Raw genomic sequence first — 17,233 nt, forward strand, 5'->3', positions numbered from 1 at the left:
CGCCGCGGAGATCCATCAGAAGGGGCTAGGCCCGGAGCGGTGCGGGCCGGGCGTGATCCGGATCGTGTCGCCGTCGAAGGCCCGGGTCCCGTCACGCTGGATGATTTCGGCCCTAGGGGAATTCTCTCAGCCGGGTCAACACGGCACGCCGAACTTCACCCGTGTTGACCAGACCGATCGGACGCGAACCGGGCGGTGTAGGGCACAATTCGCTGTCGGCGCAGGGGAGTTGTACAGCGGTGTTTCCGGGGTCCGGAAGGCCGGCGGTGGTTGGGTCGCGGGAAGGGCGGGCGTCGGGCGTGGCGGTGCGGGAGGCGGGACAGGGAGGCGCGGACGCGGGCGGTTACGCGGGTGCCTATGCCGAGGGGTACTCAGGTGGCTACGCCGGTGGCCGGACCGGCGGGCCCCCGGGTGGCCCCGGGGGCGACCACGGGGGCGGGTGCGCCTGTGGGGACTGCCCGCACGGCGCGCGCGAGGGGCACCGGCGGGCCGTCGCCGCGTTCCTGCGCCGACGGGACGAGTTCGCTGCGGGGCAGGGGCTGCCGGCCGCGGTGGCCCACTCCGCGTCGGCGTCCCGCCAGTGGGTCTCCGAGGAACTGGCGCAGTCCGCCGAGCACGTCGCCGAACGAGGGCGGGCCGAGGGGCAGGCCTGGCTGACGGGCCTGTGGCGGCGCACGTCGGGTGTGGTGGGGGCGGCCGTGGTGCTGCTGCTCCTCGGGCAGGCCCTCACGGCGGTCGGGGCGGGCTGGACGGCGGCGCGGACGGCCGGACTGGTCGCGGCGCTGGTGACAGCCCTGTCGCTGACCGCCGCTTCGTGGTTCCACCGCGCCAAGGGCGGGGTGCTGGCGCCGCTGATCGGTGAGGACAACCGGCTGTCCACGTCCCGTACGGTCGCCGCGGCCTGGGTGCTCTTCGTGGCCTACGCGGTGCTCGTCCTCGCGGGGCGGCTGGCCGCCGCCTCCGGCCACCGGGAGCGGGACGCGCTGATCTCCGGGCTGGACCTCGCCCGGGGTGCCGGAGTCGTGACCGTGCTCGCCGTGGTGTGCGGGATCGCCGTGCTCGTGCGGCGGGTGGTGGCACTGCGGGTGCTGGGGCAGCGGCTGCAGAAGGTACGCGCCGACCGGCCCCGGGCCGCCGACCTGCTGACCGACGACGCCGGGCGGGGCACCTTCGCCGACATCCAGTACGTGGTGATCAGCGGTGTCGCCCTGGTCTTCGCCGCGGTACGGCTGGCCAGGCGGCCGGAGCAGCTGCCGGACCTGCCGTGGGGCCTGGCGCTGGTGATGCTGGTGTCGGCGGCGACGTATCTGGCCGGAAAGTACGCGGAGGGCGGCCGGCCGGTCATCCTCTCCGTGGTCCGGGCCCGGGAGGCGGGCGACCTGGACGGGCCGATCCGCACCGGGGACGACATCGAGATCCGGGGCGCCGGGTTCGTGCCGCCGGGCGCACAGGCGGCCGACCGGCTGGCCCGGATGGTCGTACGCGTGGGCGCCGTCCATGTCCACGTGCCGCTGGTGCCGGTGCCCGGCGGGTTCCGCAACCCCACGGACACCCGGCTGACGGTCCCGGTGCCGGCCGACGTGGAACCCGGGAGGGTGGACGTGCAGGTGGTCACGGCGGCCGGGGTGGAGACGAACCGGTACGCGGTCGACGTCACCGAGTGAGTGCGGGCGCCCCTGAGCGCTCCCCACCACCGGCGCGACGGAAAAAGCCGTTCGCCCGGGATTGAGCGCGGTCCGTTCGTCGTACGTATGGTCTGTCGAGGGGGCTCGGCACCGGCGGGCGAGAGGCGGCCATCAGCGATGACTCACGGTATGCGAACGGACACGCACACCCCGCACTTCGGCGAGGGAGGAGGCTGGCGGGACAACGCGACCCGCTACGCCCTGCTGCCCCTGCGCCTCTTCCTCGGCGTCACCTTCATCTACGCCGGGCTGGACAAACTCACCGACAGTGCGTTCATGAGGGACTCCGGCACCGGGTCGATCGGCGACATGATGCGTGCCGTGCGGGACTCCTCCGCCGTTCCCGCCCTGGTCGACCTCTCCCTCAAGAGCCCGGTCGGTTTCGGCTACGCCATCGCCTTCGGGGAACTGGCCGTCGGCATCGGCACCCTGCTCGGACTGTTCACCCGGCTGGCCGCGCTCGGTGGCGCGCTGATCTCCCTCAGCCTGTGGCTGACCGTGAGCTGGGCCTCCGACCCCTACTACTACGGCAACGACCTCGCCTACCTCATGGCCTGGACCCCGCTGATCCTGGCGGGTGCGCCCCTGCTGTCCGTCGACGCCGCGCTGCGGTCGCGACGACGGCAGCGCGGCGGCCACCGGTAACAGGCCCGCCCGCCGTCACGCCGGGTCGGCGCCCGACCGGCTTGCCCGGCGGCGCCGTACGCGGCCGGTCAGGAGCGCCACCGCGCCCGCCAGGCACAGCCCGCCCGCGACGAGGGGGATCGCCACGAACCACGGGGTCTCCCAGGCACCGCCCGCGTCGCCCGCGTAGAGCACGCCCACCAGGATCAGGACGGCGCCGGCGACCAGCTTTCCGGGCCGGAATTCATGACGTAGCACGGGTCACCTCCACCTGTCCCATACCGACCTGGAGATCCAGGTCGATGATGCCGGACTTCTCGGCGCCCTCGGCGGGGGAGAGGGTGATCTCCTTGTGGCGACCCGGCTGCACGTCCACGTCCTTCGGGTCGTCGCCCGGCAGCTGGAGGTCGCCGAGGCCCACCTCGACGTTCAGCCGCACGGTCACGTCCTCGGGCACGAGCACCCTGATCCGGCCCATCCCGACCTCCGCCCGCGTCGTCACCGTCTGCTTCCCGGTCACGTCCAGCCTGCGCAGATCCAGGGTGCCGACGCCCGTGCCCAGTTCGTAGCGCGGCCGTACGTCCGCCGCCGTGGCGGGCTGCCAGGTGGTGCGCGACCAGTGGGTGGCGATGTCCTTGGGCAGGGCCGCCGCGCCGGCGAGCAGTCCGGCCGTCACGATCGCCAGGAAGATCGAGCCGGCACCGGTCCGGCCCAGGAAGGCGCTGACGGCCATGCCCAGGCCCAGGACGGCGAGCGCGCAGGCCAGCCCCGTCTGGAGGCTGGTGCCGAGCGGGTGCCCGTCCCAGGTGCGGCTGGTGCCCAGGGCCCCCGCGAGCACGGCCAGCACGAAGACCCAGCCGCCGATCCAGCGGGGGCCCTGCGCCCGGGGCGGCCCAGGGCGCGGGGCGGGTATGTCCTCGCGCGCGCCGGGCCGGGTGCCGAGGCTGATGTCGGCGGCCGCCGCGACGTCCAGGTCGTGCGTGTTCCGGGGGCCCCACAGATATCCCGTGCCGCCGAAGTGGGTGCCGTCCTTGACGATCGGGTCACGCCACCAGGAGGGGGAGGTGAGGAGCACCGGCGGCGCCTGGGGTTCCGGTGGGGCGTCGGCGACGGCCTGGGCGGCGATGGGGTCGGGGCTGGGGGCGCCGCGCTGGCGCGACCAGTAGCCGGCGCCCGCGAGGAGGAGGGAGAGGATGACGGCGAAGGTCAGCACCCCGCCGTTGTTCAGCATGGTCAGGAACACCCCGCAGCCCACCAGCGCGAACAGCACGGCTGCCAGGGCCTGGCCGTCGACGCGGCCGGTGAGCAGTTTGCGGACCTCGTTCTCCTCGTCGTCGTACGGGACGAAGAGCCAGGCGAAGCCGTAGAAGATCAGGCCGATGCCGCCGGTGGCGGAGAGCACGGCGAGGGTGATGCGGAAGATCACCGGGTCCATGTCGCACTGCCGTCCGAGCCCGGCGCAGACGCCGGCCAGGGTCTTGTGCCGGCGGTCGCGGCGGAAGGCGTGCGGCGGACCGGCCGGGACGGCGTCCTCGGCCGAGGCGGCTTCCTCGGCCGGGGTGGCCGCGCCGGGTGCTCCTCCCCGCTCTCCCGCCTCCGCGCTCCCGGGCGCGGAGCCCGCGGCGGGACCCGGGCCGGAGCCGGGTCCCGGACCCGTCGCGGCGTGCTCGTGATCGGTCATGGGTCCATGGTGACGGGCGCGACGCCCCGGCGGGAGCCGGAACGACCCTGGCCGGACCCTGATATCGGCCCTGAGAGGCGGCTCGGGAACCGTTCCGGGGGCGGCCCGGGGGAGATCAGGGGTGCCCTAGGGGCCGACCCTGATGCTCCGGCCTCCCACACATGTGACCATCAATGGCATGTCGGAAGCCGCAGCAGCGCCACTCGCCGAACCGCGGCCGCCGCGCAAGCTCTACCGCAGCAGTGACGGACGCTGGCTGGGGGGCGTGGCGCGAGGGCTCGCCGGGCACCTCGGGCTGCCCGTGATCTGGGTCCGGCTCGTCTTCGTCGGCCTGTTCATGGCCGACGGCCTCGGCGCTCTGCTGTACGCCGCGTTCTGGTTCTTCGTGCCGCTCGGGGTCGGCGGTGTCGAGGCGCAGAAGCCGCCGGCGCCCCCGGCCGCGGAGACCTCGCCCGACGGCCGCCGCAGACGGGTCGCGCGCAGACCCGACAAGGGCCAGATCGTGGCCCTGCTCCTCATGGTCGTGGTGGCCATGGTCTTCGTGGGCAACGTGAACCTCAGCGGCGGAGCCAGGGCGTATCTGTGGCCGATGGTGCTCGTCGGCGCGGGCGTCGCCCTGGTCTGGCGGCAGGCGGACAACGCCCGCCGGGCCCGCTGGGCCGAGGTCGGCCGCCGTCGGCGCACGGTGACGCTGCTGCGTTCGGTGGGCGGCGTGCTGCTGGTGACGGCCGGCGTCTCCGGCATCTTCGTCCTCCAGGGCTCCGCCGCCCACCTCGGCTCGGTCCTGCAAGCGGCGCTGGCGGTCCTCGTCGGGATCACGCTTCTCGCGGGCCCGTATCTCGTCCGCATGACGCAGGACCTCTCCGAGGAGCGCCTGATGCGCATCCGTGCCCAGGAGCGCGCGGAGGTCGCCGCCCATGTGCACGACTCGGTGCTGCACACCCTCACGCTGATCCAGCGCAACGCGGAGAACGCGAACGAGGTGCGCCGTCTGGCGCGTGCCCAGGAGCGCGACCTGCGCACCTGGCTCTACAAGCCCGAGGGCACCGGCAAGGACGAGGCCGACGAACCCACCACCCTCGCCGACGCCGTGCGGCGCGACGCGGCCGAGGTGGAGGACAAGCACGGTGTGCCCATCGAGGTCGTGGTCGTCGGCGACTGCCCGCTCGACGAGAGAACCGGCGCACAGATGCAAGCCGCGAGGGAAGCAATGGTGAACGCCGCCAAGTACGGTGGCGAGGGCGGCGCCGTACAGGTCTTCGCCGAGGTCGAGGGGAGGACGGTCTTCGTGTCCGTCCGGGACCGCGGCCCCGGCTTCGACCTCGACTCGATACCCGCCGACCGGATGGGTGTCAGAGAATCGATCATCGGCCGCATGGAGCGCCACGGCGGTACGGCGCGGCTGCGCGCGGTGCCGGACGGCGGCACGGAGGTCGAGCTGGAGATGGAGAGGGCGGAGAAGACGTCATGAGCGACCCGACCGAGACGAACGGTACGGCGGGATCGGCGGAGGCGGCCGGGCCCACGGAGCCGGGCGGCGGCCCCGGGCGTCACGTGCGCGTGGTCCTGGTGGACGACCACCGCATGTTCCGCACGGGGGTCCAGGCGGAGATCGGCCAGACCGAGCAGACCGGTGTCGAGGTCGTCGGAGAGGCCGCGGACGTCGACCAGGCCGTCACGGTCATCACCGCGACCCGGCCCGAGGTGGTCCTCCTCGACGTGCACCTGCCCGGTGGGGGCGGCGTCGAGGTGCTGCGGCGCTGTGCCCCGTTGATGGGCGACACCGAGCAGCCGGTCCGCTTCCTCGCGCTGTCCGTGTCGGACGCGGCGGAGGACGTGATCGGCGTGATCCGCGGCGGGGCCCGCGGATACGTCACCAAGACGATCACCGGCACCGACCTCGTCGACTCGATCTTCCGCGTCCAGGAGGGCGACGCCGTCTTCTCCCCGAGGCTGGCCGGGTTCGTCCTGGACGCCTTCGCCTCCACGGACGCCCCGCCGGTCGACGAGGACATGGACCGCCTCACCCAGCGCGAGCGCGAGGTGCTGCGGCTCATCGCCCGGGGGTACGCGTACAAGGAGATCGCCAAGCAGCTGTACATCTCGGTGAAGACGGTCGAGTCGCACGTCTCGGCGGTGCTGCGCAAGCTCCAGCTGTCGAACCGGCACGAACTGACGCGCTGGGCCACGGCCCGCCGACTGGTCTGACGCCGGCGCTCACACCACCCGCGTCGCCCCCGCGTACGGCATCTCGTCGAGCGGGGCGACGCGTACCGGCGCCGAGGGGTTCGGCGCGTGGATCATCCGCCCGTTGCCCACGTAGATGCCCACATGGCTGATGCCGGCGTAGAAGAAGACCAGGTCGCCCGGGAGGAGTTCGGAGCGGGAGACGCGGCGGCCGGCGGCGATCTGGGAGTACGTCGTGCGGGGCAGGGAGACGCCCGCGGCGCGGTACGCGGCCTGGACCAGGCCCGAGCAGTCGAAGGCGTTCGGGCCGGTGGCGCCCCAGACATAGGGGCTGCCGATCTTCTGGTAGGCGTAGGAGACGGCGGCGGAGGCGCGGGAGCCGGGCGCCTGGGGCGAGGTGGAGCCGGGGGCCGCCAGGGTGTCCCGCGCGCCCGTCGAGCGTGAGGCCCGCTCCGGCGAAACGCCGAGCCGGGAACGTTCCTGCGGGGTGAGCCGGGACAGCAGCTGCCGGGCGGAGCCCAGCTTGCCGGTGATCGTCTTCTTGTGCCGCTCGAGCTCCGTCTGCCGCGACCTCAGGGAGGTCAGCTCGATGTGGGCGGCCCCGCGCAGCTGCTCGATCTCCCGGAGCTGCCGGCGCACGCCCGCGACGGCGGCGTGCTGCCGGTTGCCGGCCCGTTCGACGAACTCGGCGTTCTCCAGGTACCGGTCGGGGTCGTCGGACAGGGCGAGCCGCACCGCGGGGTCGAGACCCCCGGCGCGGTACTGCGCGGCGGCGACCGACCCGAGGGCTTCACGGGAGGAGTTGAGCCGTTCCTCCTTGCGCGCCGCCTGGTCCTGAAGGCCCTTCAGCCGCTGCCCGGCCGCTTCGGCCTTCTCCTTCGCGCCGTTGTACTTCTCGGTGGCGACCTCCGCCTGCTGGTACAGCTTGTCCACGTCGGCCTTGACCTGGCCGGGGGTGAGCTGTGGGTCGGCGTGTCCGGTCCCGTCGAAGCCCGTCGCCGTCGCCGCGCCCGCGAGGGCGATCGTGGCGGCCGTTCGGGCCTTGCCGCCACCCATGGCGCGCTGTCGGGGCTTGCGGTGTGCTGCCACCTGGAGGCCACGTCCTTTCCTCGACCGCCGGTGGGTGCGTGTGGCCGCCGGGGGAGCGGACGGGCGGCCTGCGCGTCCGGCGACGGCCCGCACAGGGGGAGCGGAACGCCGCCGGACTTCTCGGCGGTGGTGTCCGACTGCCGCCCCTGGCCCGGGCGGCGGTGGGGAGCCGGGCACCTGGAGGGGACGTTAGGCGTCGCCGTGGCGGGCCGGTGGCAGGTGTGCGGAAGTGTTTCGAGAGGACCGACGGTGACCGTATGCGACCGTGGTCCCGCCCTGGCCCCGTCTACTTCACTCAGCGTGATGACCGATGCGTCGAATCGCGGGCAAGTGACCGTGATCGGGTGCTATGGGGCGCATATATGCATCGGTGGACCGGTGCCGGCGGCCTGCGAGCCCCTGATTAGGCTCCGGCCTCATGGACGTACTCATCCACCTCTTCGTCGGCCTCCACATCATCGGCATCGCCTCGCTCCTGGGCGGCTTCCTGACCCAGATGAAGGCGATGGGCGAGGGCACCGCGCGCTACACCCCCGCCATGCTGCACGGCGCGCTGACGATGCTGGTCACCGGTGTGATCCTGGTGGGCCTCAACCAGGCCGACGACCAGTCCGTGAACAACGTCAAGATCGGCGTGAAGCTGGCCCTGCTGATCGTGATCCTGGGCCTGGTGTACGTGAAGCGGGACGACGAGAGGGTGGATAAGGGCCTCTTCGGCCTGGTCGGGCTGCTGACCACGGTGAACATCTTCATCGCCGTGCTCTGGACCTGACCCGGGAGCGCCGGGCACGGGCCGAGGCGAGCGCCCAGGCGGTGCACCCGAGCCAGGCGGCCACCGCCACCCACAGCAGCGCCTCTCCGGCGACGCCGAGCCAGGGGGCGTCCAGGGCGGCGGCGACGGCCAGGGTGGCCGCCGCCGTCACGACCGCGGCGAACACCGTCGACCAGCGCCGCACGTCGTACTGGCGCCGGGGCCAGAACAACTCGGCGAGGAACAGGGCGACGCACGCGATGAGGGCGAGCACGAGCAGCATGACGGTCGTCGTGCGCAGCGCGTCGGTGTTCTCCTCGTTCCACAGGTACAGGCGTGCGCTGTCGGCGCTGAGGAGCTTCGCCCCGGCCAGTGCGGACAGGGCGAGGGCCCCGGCCGCGAGCCAGTGGTCGCCGCGCCCCTCCTCCACCTGCCGGGGCTGGAAGCGGAACAGGGCGAGGCCGTAGAGCGCGAGTCCCAGCCAGAACAGGACCAGGGCCGCGTGGGCGAGCCAGGCCACCGCAGCCGCGGCGGCGAGCGTGGCGCCCAGCACGGCGAGGCCCTGGGTGGCCACGCAGCGCAGGAAGACCGTGCCGCGCCGCTCTGTGACCCGCACGCCGAGCAGCGCCGCCCAGAGCAGCATGGCGAGTGCCAGCAGCGCCTCGGCGAGCGGCTGCGGACCGGCCGCGGAGAAGCCGGTGCCGAGCACGGCGATCGTCGCCACGGCGGTCAGCGCCGCCGCCGCCTCCGCCCGCCACGCGCCGTGGGCCCGCTGGGCGAGGCCCGTGGCCGCCACCAGCCAGGCCGCGCAGGCCAGGGCGAGGGCGATGCGGGAGAGGACCTCGTGGCCCGCCGAGTCGAGACCGACCGAGACGACACCGGTCGCCAGCGCATACATCGCCCACCAGGTGACAAACAGGGAGGGACCGGACATGGTGCCGATGTTAGTGCCGCGGCAGGCAACGTTCGCCCCGTCGCGACGCCCGGCACGCTCCCCCGTTCTCGGCTTCGCTCGAGCGGGAGGGGCCCCCACCGCCGCACCGGGCACAAGCCCGAGTACACCCGGTACGAGGGCTTGCACCCGGCGCGCCGAGAGCACGCACCGGACGCCGCTCCTTGACGGGCAAACGTTGCCCGCCGCGGCACTAGAGAGCGCCGGACGCGCGACGAGAGGGGCACGCGCGCGTGCCCCTCGAAATCGCGACGAGATCTCTCAGGCCGGCCGCACCACGCTGTGGACGGCCGACTCGCCGTCGTAGTAGACCGACTCCTCGCGCACGTACGTGCCGGGCTTCGGGGCGTGGATCATCATGCCGTTGCCGATGTAGATCCCGACGTGGGTGACATCGTCGTAGAAGAAGACCAGGTCGCCGGGCCGGGCCTGGGAGAGCGGGACCGTGGTGCCGGCGTCGACCTGGCCGTAGGTGGTGCGCGGCAGGTCGACGCCCGCGGCCTTCCAGGCGGCCTGGGTGAGGCCGGAGCAGTCGTAGGAACCGGGGCCGACGGCGCCCCACACGTACGGCTTGCCGATCTGGGCGCGCGCGAAGGCGAGCGCCTTGTCCGCCTTGGTGGCGTACGACGAGTCGGCCGGGGCCGTCGAGGTGGACGAACCGGTGCCCGGCGACATCGACGACGAGCCGCTGTCCTGCTGCCGGGCGGCCTCTTCCTGCGCCTTCTGCTGCGCGGCCTGCTGCCGGGCCAGCTCGTCGGCCTTGCGGGCGGCCTCCTCCCGCTGCTCCCTCTCGATCGCCGCGAGCCGCGCCTTCTCCTCGGCGGTCAGCCTCGACATCAGCTCGCGCGCTTCCGCGAGCTTGCGCTGGACGGTGGCCTTGGCCGTCTTCAGATCGCCCTGCGACTCGGTGAGCGTCTCCAGGCTCTCGGTGGCCTCCTGGCGCTTCTTCATCGTCTCGGACTGCTGCGTGACGTAGTCGTCGACCGCGTCCTTCTGACGGCCCGTCATCCGGTCCATCAGCTGGGCCTGGTCGACGTAGTCCTGCGGGGTGTCCGCGAGCAGGAACGTCGCCGTGTCCGGGGCGGCGACACCGGCGCGGTACTGGGCGGAGGCGTAGGAACCGAGCTGCTCGCGCGCCTCGTTGAGCGTCTGCGTGCGCTGGGCCACGTCGTCCAGGAGGGTGTCGACGCGCTTGCGCTGCTTCGCGGTCTTCTCCTTGGCCGCGTTGTACTTGTCGGTGGCCGACCCGGCCTGGCGGTACAGATCGTCGACCTTCTTCTCGACTTCCTCCAGGCTGGGCTTGCCGTCGGCCTCGGGGGTGGCGTTGGCCGACTGGGACAGCAGGGCCACGGAGGTGAGGGCCGCCGTTGCGAGGGCGGGGGTCCGTATGCCTGCCACGCGCGTACCCGTAGGACGCGACTTGCGGTGCGACGCCAAGGGAGGCGACTCCTTCCACGTTCCGCCTACCGGGTTAGCTGTCGGGTTCGGGCGGATGGTTCGGAAGGGTTGCCCTACGGCCTTCTCCGCACAGGGAGTCGGGCCGATTCACCCCAGGTTCACGGTTGGGTCCCCGGCTCCGGCTGCCGCTGCGGCACACCGGACTCGGCGGAGGCCGCGCGGCCCGGCGACGTTCGCCGGTGGGGGTCATGCGGCCTGGTCGCACCGTAGCCAACTCGTGTGGCCCCTGTGAAGGTTGATGGGTGATATGCCCGATACGTTTTCGTGACCTTCCTCATGGGCGTTGCGTACGGTGGCTGACCGAGGGGGTTTAGTTGCGAATCGTCCGCAATTGAATGGGGTGTAGCAGCCTGTGATCAGGCCGTCATGCAGGGCGATATCACGCCGCCGGGTGGCCGGCGGGAGTCCGGGCGCGCGGCGATGTTTCCAGGGCGGCGGCGGGCTGTCAGTGGGGCGCCCTAGACTCGGAGAGCGATGAGCAGCCTCTTTGACGACAACTTCCTGGCGAACCTCCAGGCCCAGCGGGGCCCCGCGGGCGAGCCCCCGCCGCCGCCCGAGGACGATCACGTACCGGAGTCGATCCCGGACGATCTGTTCGGCGGGAAGTTCGACGTGCCCCCGGACCGGGACCCGTACTACCGGGACGGCGCCCCCCGCCCGGTGGTGGACACCGCCACCCTCCTGGAGGGGCTGAACGACAACCAGCGCGCCGCCGTCGTCCACTCCGGCTCCCCGCTGCTCATCGTGGCCGGTGCCGGCTCCGGCAAGACCCGCGTGCTCACGCACCGCATCGCCCACCTGCTCGCCGAGCGGGCCGTGCACCCGGGCCAGGTCCTCGCGATCACCTTCACCAACAAGGCCGCCGGCGAGATGAAGGAGCGCGTCGAGCAGCTCGTCGGCCCGCGCGCGAACGCCATGTGGGTCATGACGTTCCACAGCGCGTGCGTGCGCATCCTGAGGCGGGAGAGCAAGAAGCTCGGCTTCACGTCGTCCTTCTCGATCTACGACGCCGCCGACTCCAAGCGTCTGATGGCCCTGGTCTGCCGCGACCTGGACCTCGACCCCAAGCGCTTCCCGCCGAAGTCCTTCAGCGCCAAGATCAGCAACCTGAAGAACGAGCTGATCGACGAGGAGGACTTCGCCGCCCAGGCCACCGACGGCTTCGAGAAGACCCTCGCCCAGGCCTACGCCATGTACCAGTCACGGCTGCGCGAGGCGAACGCGCTCGACTTCGACGACCTGATCATGACGACGGTCCATCTGCTGCGCGCCTTCCCGGACGTCGCCGAGCACTACCGCCGCCGCTTCCGCCACGTGCTGGTGGACGAGTACCAGGACACCAACCACGCCCAGTACGCCCTGGTCCGAGAGCTGGTCGGCACCTCCGAGCACCCCGTCGACGTACCCCCCGGCCCGGACGACGTGCCGCCGGCCGAGCTGTGCGTGGTGGGTGACGCCGACCAGTCGATCTACGCCTTCCGCGGCGCCACGATCCGCAACATCCTCCAGTTCGAGGAGGACTACCCGGACGCTACGACGATCCTGCTCGAGCAGAACTACCGCTCCACGCAGACCATCCTCAGCGCCGCCAACGCGGTCATCGAGCGCAACGAGTCCCGCCGCCCCAAGAACCTGTGGACCAACGCGGGCGCGGGCGCCACGATCACCGGTTACGTCGCCGACACCGAGCACGACGAGGCCCAGTTCGTCGCCGACGAGATAGACCGCCTCACGGACACCGGTGAGGCCAAGGCCGGCGATGTCGCCGTCTTCTACCGCACCAACGCCCAGTCCCGCGTCTTCGAAGAGGTCTTCATCCGCGTCGGGCTGCCCTACAAGGTCGTCGGCGGTGTCCGCTTCTACGAGCGCAAGGAGGTCCGGGACGTCCTGGCCTACCTGCGCGTGCTGGCCAACCCCGAGGACTCGGTGCCGCTGCGCCGGATCCTCAACGTCCCCAAGCGGGGCATCGGCGACCGCGCCGAGGCGATGATCGACGCCTTGTCCCAGCGGGAGAAGATCAGCTTCCCGCAGGCTCTCAAGCGCGTCGACGAGGCGTACGGCATGGCCGCGCGCTCCACCAACGCCGTCAAGCGGTTCAACACGCTGATGGAGGATCTCCGGACGATCGTCGAGTCGGGCGCCGGACCGGCCACGGTGCTGGAGGCCGTCCTGGAGCGCACCGGATACCTCGCCGAGCTCCAGGCCTCCACCGACCCGCAGGACGAGACCCGGATCGAGAACCTCCAGGAACTCGCCGCCGTCGCCATGGAGTTCGAGCAGGAGCGCGGCGAGGAGGAGCGGAGCACCCTGTCCGACTTCCTCGAACAGGTCGCGCTGGTCGCCGACTCCGACCAGATCCCCGACGAGGAGGACGGCGACGGCGTCATCACCCTGATGACCCTGCACACCGCCAAGGGCCTGGAGTTCCCGGTCGTCTTCCTGACCGGCATGGAGGACGGCGTCTTCCCGCACATGCGCGCCCTCGGCCAGGCCAAGGAGCTGGAGGAGGAGCGGCGCCTTGCCTACGTCGGCATCACCCGTGCGCGCGAGCGGCTGTATCTGACACGGTCCACGCTGCGCAGCGCCTGGGGCCAGCCCTCGTACAACCCGCCCTCCCGGTTCCTGGAGGAGATCCCCGCCACGTATGTGGAGTGGAAGCGGACGGGTGCGACCGGACCGGCGGCCTCCGGGCCGGTCTCGGCGGTGGCGGCCTCGCTGTCCTCGTCCCGCTCCCGCTCGTCGGCCTCGGGCGCCTCCGGTTTCGCCACGCGACGCACCTCGGAGAAGCCGGTGGTGTCGCTCGCGGTCGGGGACCGGGTCACGCACGACCAGTTCGGGCTCGGGACCGTCGTCGCGGTCAAGGGCACGGGAGGCAACGCCGAGGCGACGATCGACTTCGGAGACACCAAGCCGAAGCGGCTGCTGCTGCGGTACGCGCCGGTGGAGAAGCTGTAGCCCGGTGGGATGAGCCGGTGGGGCCCCTGCTCGCCCGGCGGGCGGGGGCTGCCGGGCGTTACGCCGGGTCGATGCCGTGGCTGCGCAGCCACGGGAGCGGGTCGATCGCCGAACCGCCAGCCGGGCGCACCTCGAAGTGCAGGTGCGGGCCGGTGGAGTTGCCGGAGTTGCCGGAGCGGGCGATCGGATCGCCGGCCTTCACGGTCGTACCCGAGGGGACCGTGTAGGTGGAGAGGTGGCAGTACCACGTCTCCGTGCCGTCCTTGGCGGTCACGATCATCATGTTGCCGTACGCGCTGTTCCACTGCGTGCGCACGGTGCCGTCGGTGGCGGCCATCACGGTCGTGCCGTACGAGACGGGGAAGTCGATGCCGGTGTGCAGGGACATCCAGTTGATGCCGGACTGGCCGTAGTAGGCGCTGAGTCCGTGCCGCGCGACCGGCAGGGCGAACTTGGGGCGCAGCCGCTCCTTGCGGGCCGCCTCCTCAGCCGCTCGCTTCTTCTCGGCCGCCTGCTGGGCCTTGAGGTCGATGCGCTCCTGCGTACGACTGGCCCGGTCGGCGAAGTCGTCGGCGCCGGCGGCGAGGCTCTGCAGCTGGGTGTCCAGCTTGTTGTTGGCGGCGGCCGGTTTGACGGGCTGCGCGTCCGCCGCCGTCGTCCGCGCCTCGGCGGCACTGTCGTCGGCGAAACCGCCGACGGAGGCGGCGGCGATCCCGGCTACGCCCATCACGCACGCCGAGGGCACCGCGATGGTCATCAGCGCCGAGCGCTTGGGGGGCGTACGGCGGCGGGAACGCGACCCGGCGCGCGAGGCCGCCCGCGGGGACCGAGCGGGGTCGACGTCCTCCTGGCCGTCCAGCAGCGGTGCGACGACGGGCAGTTCGCCGGTGGCGGCCGGTTCGTCGCCGTCCCCGTCGGGGTCGTGGTAGCCGTCCCCCTCGGAGTCGCGGTAGCCGTCCCCGTCGGATGCGTCGTAGGCGACCTGCTCGAACGTCGCGGTCTCGTGCTGGTCGAAGGTTTCAGCAGAGTGCTCGTACGCCTCGGGGGAAGGCGCGGCGGCGCCGTCGGAGTTCCACTGCGTGGCGTCGTAGGCGCCCGTGTCGAAGGTCTGCGTGCCCCAGTCCCACTGTTGGGTGTGGTCGGCGGGGTTGCCGGACTGGTCGGGCTGGAGCCAGGCGCCTGCTTCCCACTGCCCGGTGGCGTCGGGGGACGGGGCCGGTGACGGGATGGCCGACATCGGCAGCTGCTCGCCCGGCCAGGACGTCGTGTCGTAGACGCCGGTGTCGTAGGCGGCGTGGTGCTGGGCCGCGTACGCGTCGTAGTGCACGTTCTCGTGCGTGCCGGTGGGCCATTGACCGGTGTCGTAGGTGCCCGTGTCGTGGCCGCTGCCCGGCATGTCGCCGAAGAGGGGGTCCGTGGCGAAGCTCGTGGTGGCGTGTCCGGAGGCATCGAAACCGGCGCCGTGGGTACCGGAGGGGTCGAATCCGGTGGCGGCGCGGTCGCCGTACGTGGTGGAGTCGCCGTACTGGGCTTCCTCGGTGCCGTACGACGCGTAGTGCGCCGAGGCGGCGTCGGAAGCCGGAGCCGGGGTCATGGTCCCCGACGGGTGACGGTCGTTCACCAACTTCTCTTTCGCCTCGACAACAGGGGCTGCCAGAGCAGTGCGGCGACTGTACCCGGCGGTACGCGGGCACGACAATCTTCGACAGGTTTCACGCGCGCAGGAAACGGGCATTCGGCCGTGTTTTGGCGGACTGCGGGCACGGGTTTGGTTCTGTGTTCGAAGTTTGTTCGATGTTGATCGGTGCTTCGCCGTGGTGGGCCCGCCGTATGACGAGTCTCAGGCGACCGTCAGGCCGCCGGTGTGTTCGGCGGCCGGTTCACCCGGGCGGGCCGTGTCGAGGACCTCTCGTATGCCGTTGGCGACGGCGGGGTGCACGGGCAGGGCGAGATGGCCGATGCCGGTCACGCGCACGTTCTCCGCCCTCAGGTCGGGATGGTCGATGCGGGCCGTCTCCACCGGGTCCATCACATGGTCCAGGTCGCTCCAGAAGCTGACGAAGTGCGTACGGCAGTCAGGGGCGGGCAGAGCGAGCTCATCGAGCACCGGTGAGCCGGGGCGCATCTGGCGCACGATGGGGTGCGCGTTCGCCACGGGCATCACCCGGGTTCCGGCGTGCGGCGTGCCGAGCGTGACAAGGGTCCGTACACGCGTGTCGCCGCCGAGGCGTTGCACGTAGTAACGCGCTATCAGACCGCCGAGGCTGTGCCCGACGACATCGACCTGCGGGGACCCGGTGCGTTCGCAGACCTCCTCGATGTGCCGGCCGAACAACTCGGCCGCGGCGCGTATGTCGCAGGTCAGCGGCGAGTAGTTGAGGGACTCGATCCGCTGCCTGCCGTGCTGGGCGAGACTGCGGCGCAGGAGGACGAAGACCGAGCGGTTGTCGATGAAGCCGTGCAGCAGGACGACCGGGGGCTTGGCCCGCGTGGGCAGTTGGGCGGCGCCGTCCGTGGGCAGTGCCGGAACGGGGGTGCGTCGCTCCTGCGTGATGCCCGACGGGTAGAGGAGGAGATGCCCGGCCAGGATCGCGAGCTCCAGGGCGGTGGCCTTCAGCAGGGCCAGGGGCAGTCCCGCCGTCCTGCTCGGCAGCAGGCGCTCGCAGAGCGGAAGAAAGGGCAGAGCAGCCCTGGTGACCTTCATGGCCGACCTCCTGTCGGCACGCTGGAGGACGGCTCCGCCCCCCCGTGTGCCCTCGTGGGGAGCAGCCGCGAAGACGGCCGGCGTTGACCGCGAGAGCGGCGTGAGCCGCGTGAGCTGCGGGGTTGGAGCGCGGCGTGTGGCGTGTGGGACGCCTGAGGTGCGACGGAGGTCCCCGATCGGTGGGGTGACGAGGTTCCCCGCTGGTGTGCCGTGTCTGCCCTGCGTGCTGTGCGTGCGGTGCTTGCCCTGCGTGCCTTCGCCGAAGCACCTGACCGCCGCTGTGTGTGGTGGACGGCGCGGCGGTACGGCAACCTCGATGCGGCTCCCCTTGCGCTTGTCCCACCATGTGATTTCCCCCTCGCCGCGCACCGCGAAACTGCCGGTTGCGGGATGCTGGACATAACGTTCGTTCACTTGCCCGGACGGTTCGGGGTGAGGTGTCCGTGCGGTGCGGCGTGTACGGCTTGCCCGATGTGTGCGGTACTTGTCGGTACGGATGGATGTAGTCGCTTCATGGAGGCAGTGATGGGTGTGGCAGCCGGTCCGATCCGCGTGGTGGTGGCCAAGCCGGGGCTCGACGGCCACGATCGTGGGGCCAAGGTCATCGCGCGGGCCCTGCGCGACGCCGGTATGGAGGTCATCTACACCGGGCTCCACCAGACTCCCGAGCAGATCGTCGACACGGCGCTTCAGGAGGATGCCGACGCGATCGGGCTGTCCATCCTCTCCGGGGCGCACAACACGCTCTTCGCGGCGGTGATCGACCTGCTCAAGGAGCGGGACGCGGAGGACATCCTGGTCTTCGGCGGCGGGATCATTCCCGAGGCGGACATTCCGCTGCTGAAGGAGAAGGGCGTCGCGGAGATCTTCACTCCGGGCGCGACGACGGCGTCGATCGTGGACTGGGTGCGGACGAACGCGCGCCAGCCCGCCGAAGCGTAGGCCTCCGGCGGCTTGGCCGGGGTGGCCATGTCCAGCCGGGGCTGGAGCGGGTGCCGGAGCCGGTGCCGGTGCCGGTGCCGGTGCCGGTGCCAGTGCCAGAGCTTGTGCCAGTGCCGGTGGCAGAGCCGGTGCCTTCCCGGCTCGGGTGAGATCTTTCGGCGGGACGGTCCCCTTCGGCGGTCGCTCAGTTGGTTGCTGCTGTTTC

The 17,233-nt window shown here is 71.9% G+C and carries 14 protein-coding genes and 1 riboswitch; of the genes, 7 read left to right on the forward strand and 7 right to left on the reverse strand.

Annotated features, from left to right (window positions below; translation table 11 throughout):
• Window positions 1-299: 299 nt before the first annotated feature.
• On the forward strand, window positions 300-1,664 hold the full coding sequence (locus tag QNO09_RS07440) for a hypothetical protein (protein ID WP_283969260.1): 1,365 nt from the start codon (window positions 300-302) through the stop codon (window positions 1,662-1,664).
• Between the two features lie 138 nt (window positions 1,665-1,802).
• Entirely contained in the window at window positions 1,803-2,330 is a 528-nt protein-coding gene (locus QNO09_RS07445) for a DoxX family protein (RefSeq protein ID WP_283969261.1), read from the forward strand.
• Between the two features lie 15 nt (window positions 2,331-2,345).
• On the opposite strand, the gene QNO09_RS07450 is transcribed toward QNO09_RS07445, so the two are convergent.
• Both QNO09_RS07450 and QNO09_RS07455 read right to left on the reverse strand, forming a co-directional pair.
• Window positions 2,346-2,567, reverse strand: coding sequence for a hypothetical protein (locus QNO09_RS07450; protein ID WP_283969262.1), 222 nt, complete (start codon window positions 2,565-2,567; stop codon window positions 2,346-2,348).
• Window positions 2,554-3,990 (reverse strand): PspC domain-containing protein, encoded by a 1,437-nt coding sequence (locus QNO09_RS07455; RefSeq protein ID WP_283969263.1) that lies wholly within the window; start codon window positions 3,988-3,990, stop codon window positions 2,554-2,556. Before QNO09_RS07455 ends, QNO09_RS07450 begins: the two co-directional genes overlap by 14 nt.
• A 178-nt stretch (window positions 3,991-4,168) precedes the next feature.
• Here QNO09_RS07455 and QNO09_RS07460 point away from each other — a divergent pair, with 178 nt between their 5' ends.
• A complete protein-coding gene (locus tag QNO09_RS07460) occupies window positions 4,169-5,461 on the forward strand; it encodes an ATP-binding protein (protein WP_283969264.1) in 1,293 nt (430 codons plus the stop codon).
• Window positions 5,458-6,198, forward strand: coding sequence for a LuxR C-terminal-related transcriptional regulator (locus tag QNO09_RS07465; protein WP_283969265.1), 741 nt, complete (start codon window positions 5,458-5,460; stop codon window positions 6,196-6,198). The genes QNO09_RS07460 and QNO09_RS07465 overlap by 4 nt, the downstream gene beginning before the upstream one ends.
• 9 nt (window positions 6,199-6,207) lie before the next feature.
• Here QNO09_RS07465 and QNO09_RS07470 read toward each other — a convergent pair whose 3' ends face one another.
• The gene (locus tag QNO09_RS07470; RefSeq protein WP_283969266.1) at window positions 6,208-7,266 is read right to left on the reverse strand and encodes a C40 family peptidase; all 1,059 of its coding nucleotides are present in this window, start codon (window positions 7,264-7,266) and stop codon (window positions 6,208-6,210) included.
• A 418-nt stretch (window positions 7,267-7,684) separates the two neighbouring features.
• Here QNO09_RS07470 and QNO09_RS07475 point away from each other — a divergent pair, with 418 nt between their 5' ends.
• A complete protein-coding gene (locus tag QNO09_RS07475; RefSeq protein ID WP_283969267.1) occupies window positions 7,685-8,038 on the forward strand; it encodes a hypothetical protein in 354 nt (117 codons plus the stop codon).
• Here QNO09_RS07475 and QNO09_RS07480 read toward each other — a convergent pair.
• Both QNO09_RS07480 and QNO09_RS07485 read right to left on the reverse strand, forming a co-directional pair.
• Window positions 8,016-8,951 (reverse strand): SLAC1 family transporter, encoded by a 936-nt coding sequence (locus QNO09_RS07480; RefSeq protein WP_283969268.1) that lies wholly within the window; start codon window positions 8,949-8,951, stop codon window positions 8,016-8,018. The two genes, QNO09_RS07475 and QNO09_RS07480, sit on opposite strands and share 23 nt — an antisense overlap.
• A 279-nt stretch (window positions 8,952-9,230) precedes the next feature.
• Entirely contained in the window at window positions 9,231-10,406 is a 1,176-nt protein-coding gene (locus tag QNO09_RS07485) for a C40 family peptidase (protein WP_283969269.1), read from the reverse strand.
• An 8-nt stretch (window positions 10,407-10,414) separates the two neighbouring features.
• Window positions 10,415-10,587: riboswitch (cyclic di-AMP (ydaO/yuaA leader) on the reverse strand.
• Between the two features lie 314 nt (window positions 10,588-10,901).
• Between QNO09_RS07485 and pcrA the strand changes: the two genes are divergently transcribed.
• Window positions 10,902-13,382 carry a DNA helicase PcrA gene (gene pcrA, locus QNO09_RS07490; protein WP_283969270.1) on the forward strand — a complete coding sequence of 827 codons (2,481 nt, stop codon included), beginning with the start codon at window positions 10,902-10,904 and terminating at the stop codon, window positions 13,380-13,382.
• 58 nt (window positions 13,383-13,440) lie between these two features.
• Here the strand turns inward: pcrA and QNO09_RS07495 are convergent, their stop codons facing one another.
• A complete protein-coding gene (locus QNO09_RS07495; protein ID WP_283969271.1) occupies window positions 13,441-15,003 on the reverse strand; it encodes a M23 family metallopeptidase in 1,563 nt (520 codons plus the stop codon).
• A 219-nt stretch (window positions 15,004-15,222) separates the two neighbouring features.
• A complete protein-coding gene (locus QNO09_RS07500; RefSeq protein WP_283969272.1) occupies window positions 15,223-16,086 on the reverse strand; it encodes an esterase/lipase family protein in 864 nt (287 codons plus the stop codon).
• Between the two features lie 525 nt (window positions 16,087-16,611).
• Here QNO09_RS07500 and icmB point away from each other — a divergent pair.
• Entirely contained in the window at window positions 16,612-17,028 is a 417-nt protein-coding gene (gene icmB / locus QNO09_RS07505; protein ID WP_062928665.1) for a coenzyme B12-dependent isobutyryl CoA mutase small subunit, read from the forward strand.
• Window positions 17,029-17,233: the final 205 nt, after the last annotated feature.

It is taken from the genome of Streptomyces sp. 378 (assembly GCF_030124145.1).
GTDB lineage: Bacteria > Actinomycetota > Actinomycetes > Streptomycetales > Streptomycetaceae > Streptomyces.

Bases quoted from the DNA above. Each gene is read 5' to 3' on its own strand.
- QNO09_RS07445 (WP_283969261.1), top strand. From the start codon at position 1,803: ATGACTCACGGTATGCGAACGGACACGCACACCCCGCACTTCGGCGAG.
- QNO09_RS07455 (WP_283969263.1), bottom strand. From the start codon at position 3,990: ATGACCGATCACGAGCACGCCGCGACGGGTCCGGGACCCGGCTCCGGC.
- QNO09_RS07460 (WP_283969264.1), top strand. From the start codon at position 4,169: ATGTCGGAAGCCGCAGCAGCGCCACTCGCCGAACCGCGGCCGCCGCGC.
- QNO09_RS07465 (WP_283969265.1), top strand. From the start codon at position 5,458: ATGAGCGACCCGACCGAGACGAACGGTACGGCGGGATCGGCGGAGGCG.
- QNO09_RS07475 (WP_283969267.1), top strand. From the start codon at position 7,685: ATGGACGTACTCATCCACCTCTTCGTCGGCCTCCACATCATCGGCATC.
- QNO09_RS07480 (WP_283969268.1), bottom strand. From the start codon at position 8,951: ATGTCCGGTCCCTCCCTGTTTGTCACCTGGTGGGCGATGTATGCGCTG.
- pcrA (WP_283969270.1), top strand. From the start codon at position 10,902: ATGAGCAGCCTCTTTGACGACAACTTCCTGGCGAACCTCCAGGCCCAG.
- QNO09_RS07500 (WP_283969272.1), bottom strand. From the start codon at position 16,086: ATGAAGGTCACCAGGGCTGCTCTGCCCTTTCTTCCGCTCTGCGAGCGC.
- icmB (WP_062928665.1), top strand. From the start codon at position 16,612: ATGGGTGTGGCAGCCGGTCCGATCCGCGTGGTGGTGGCCAAGCCGGGG.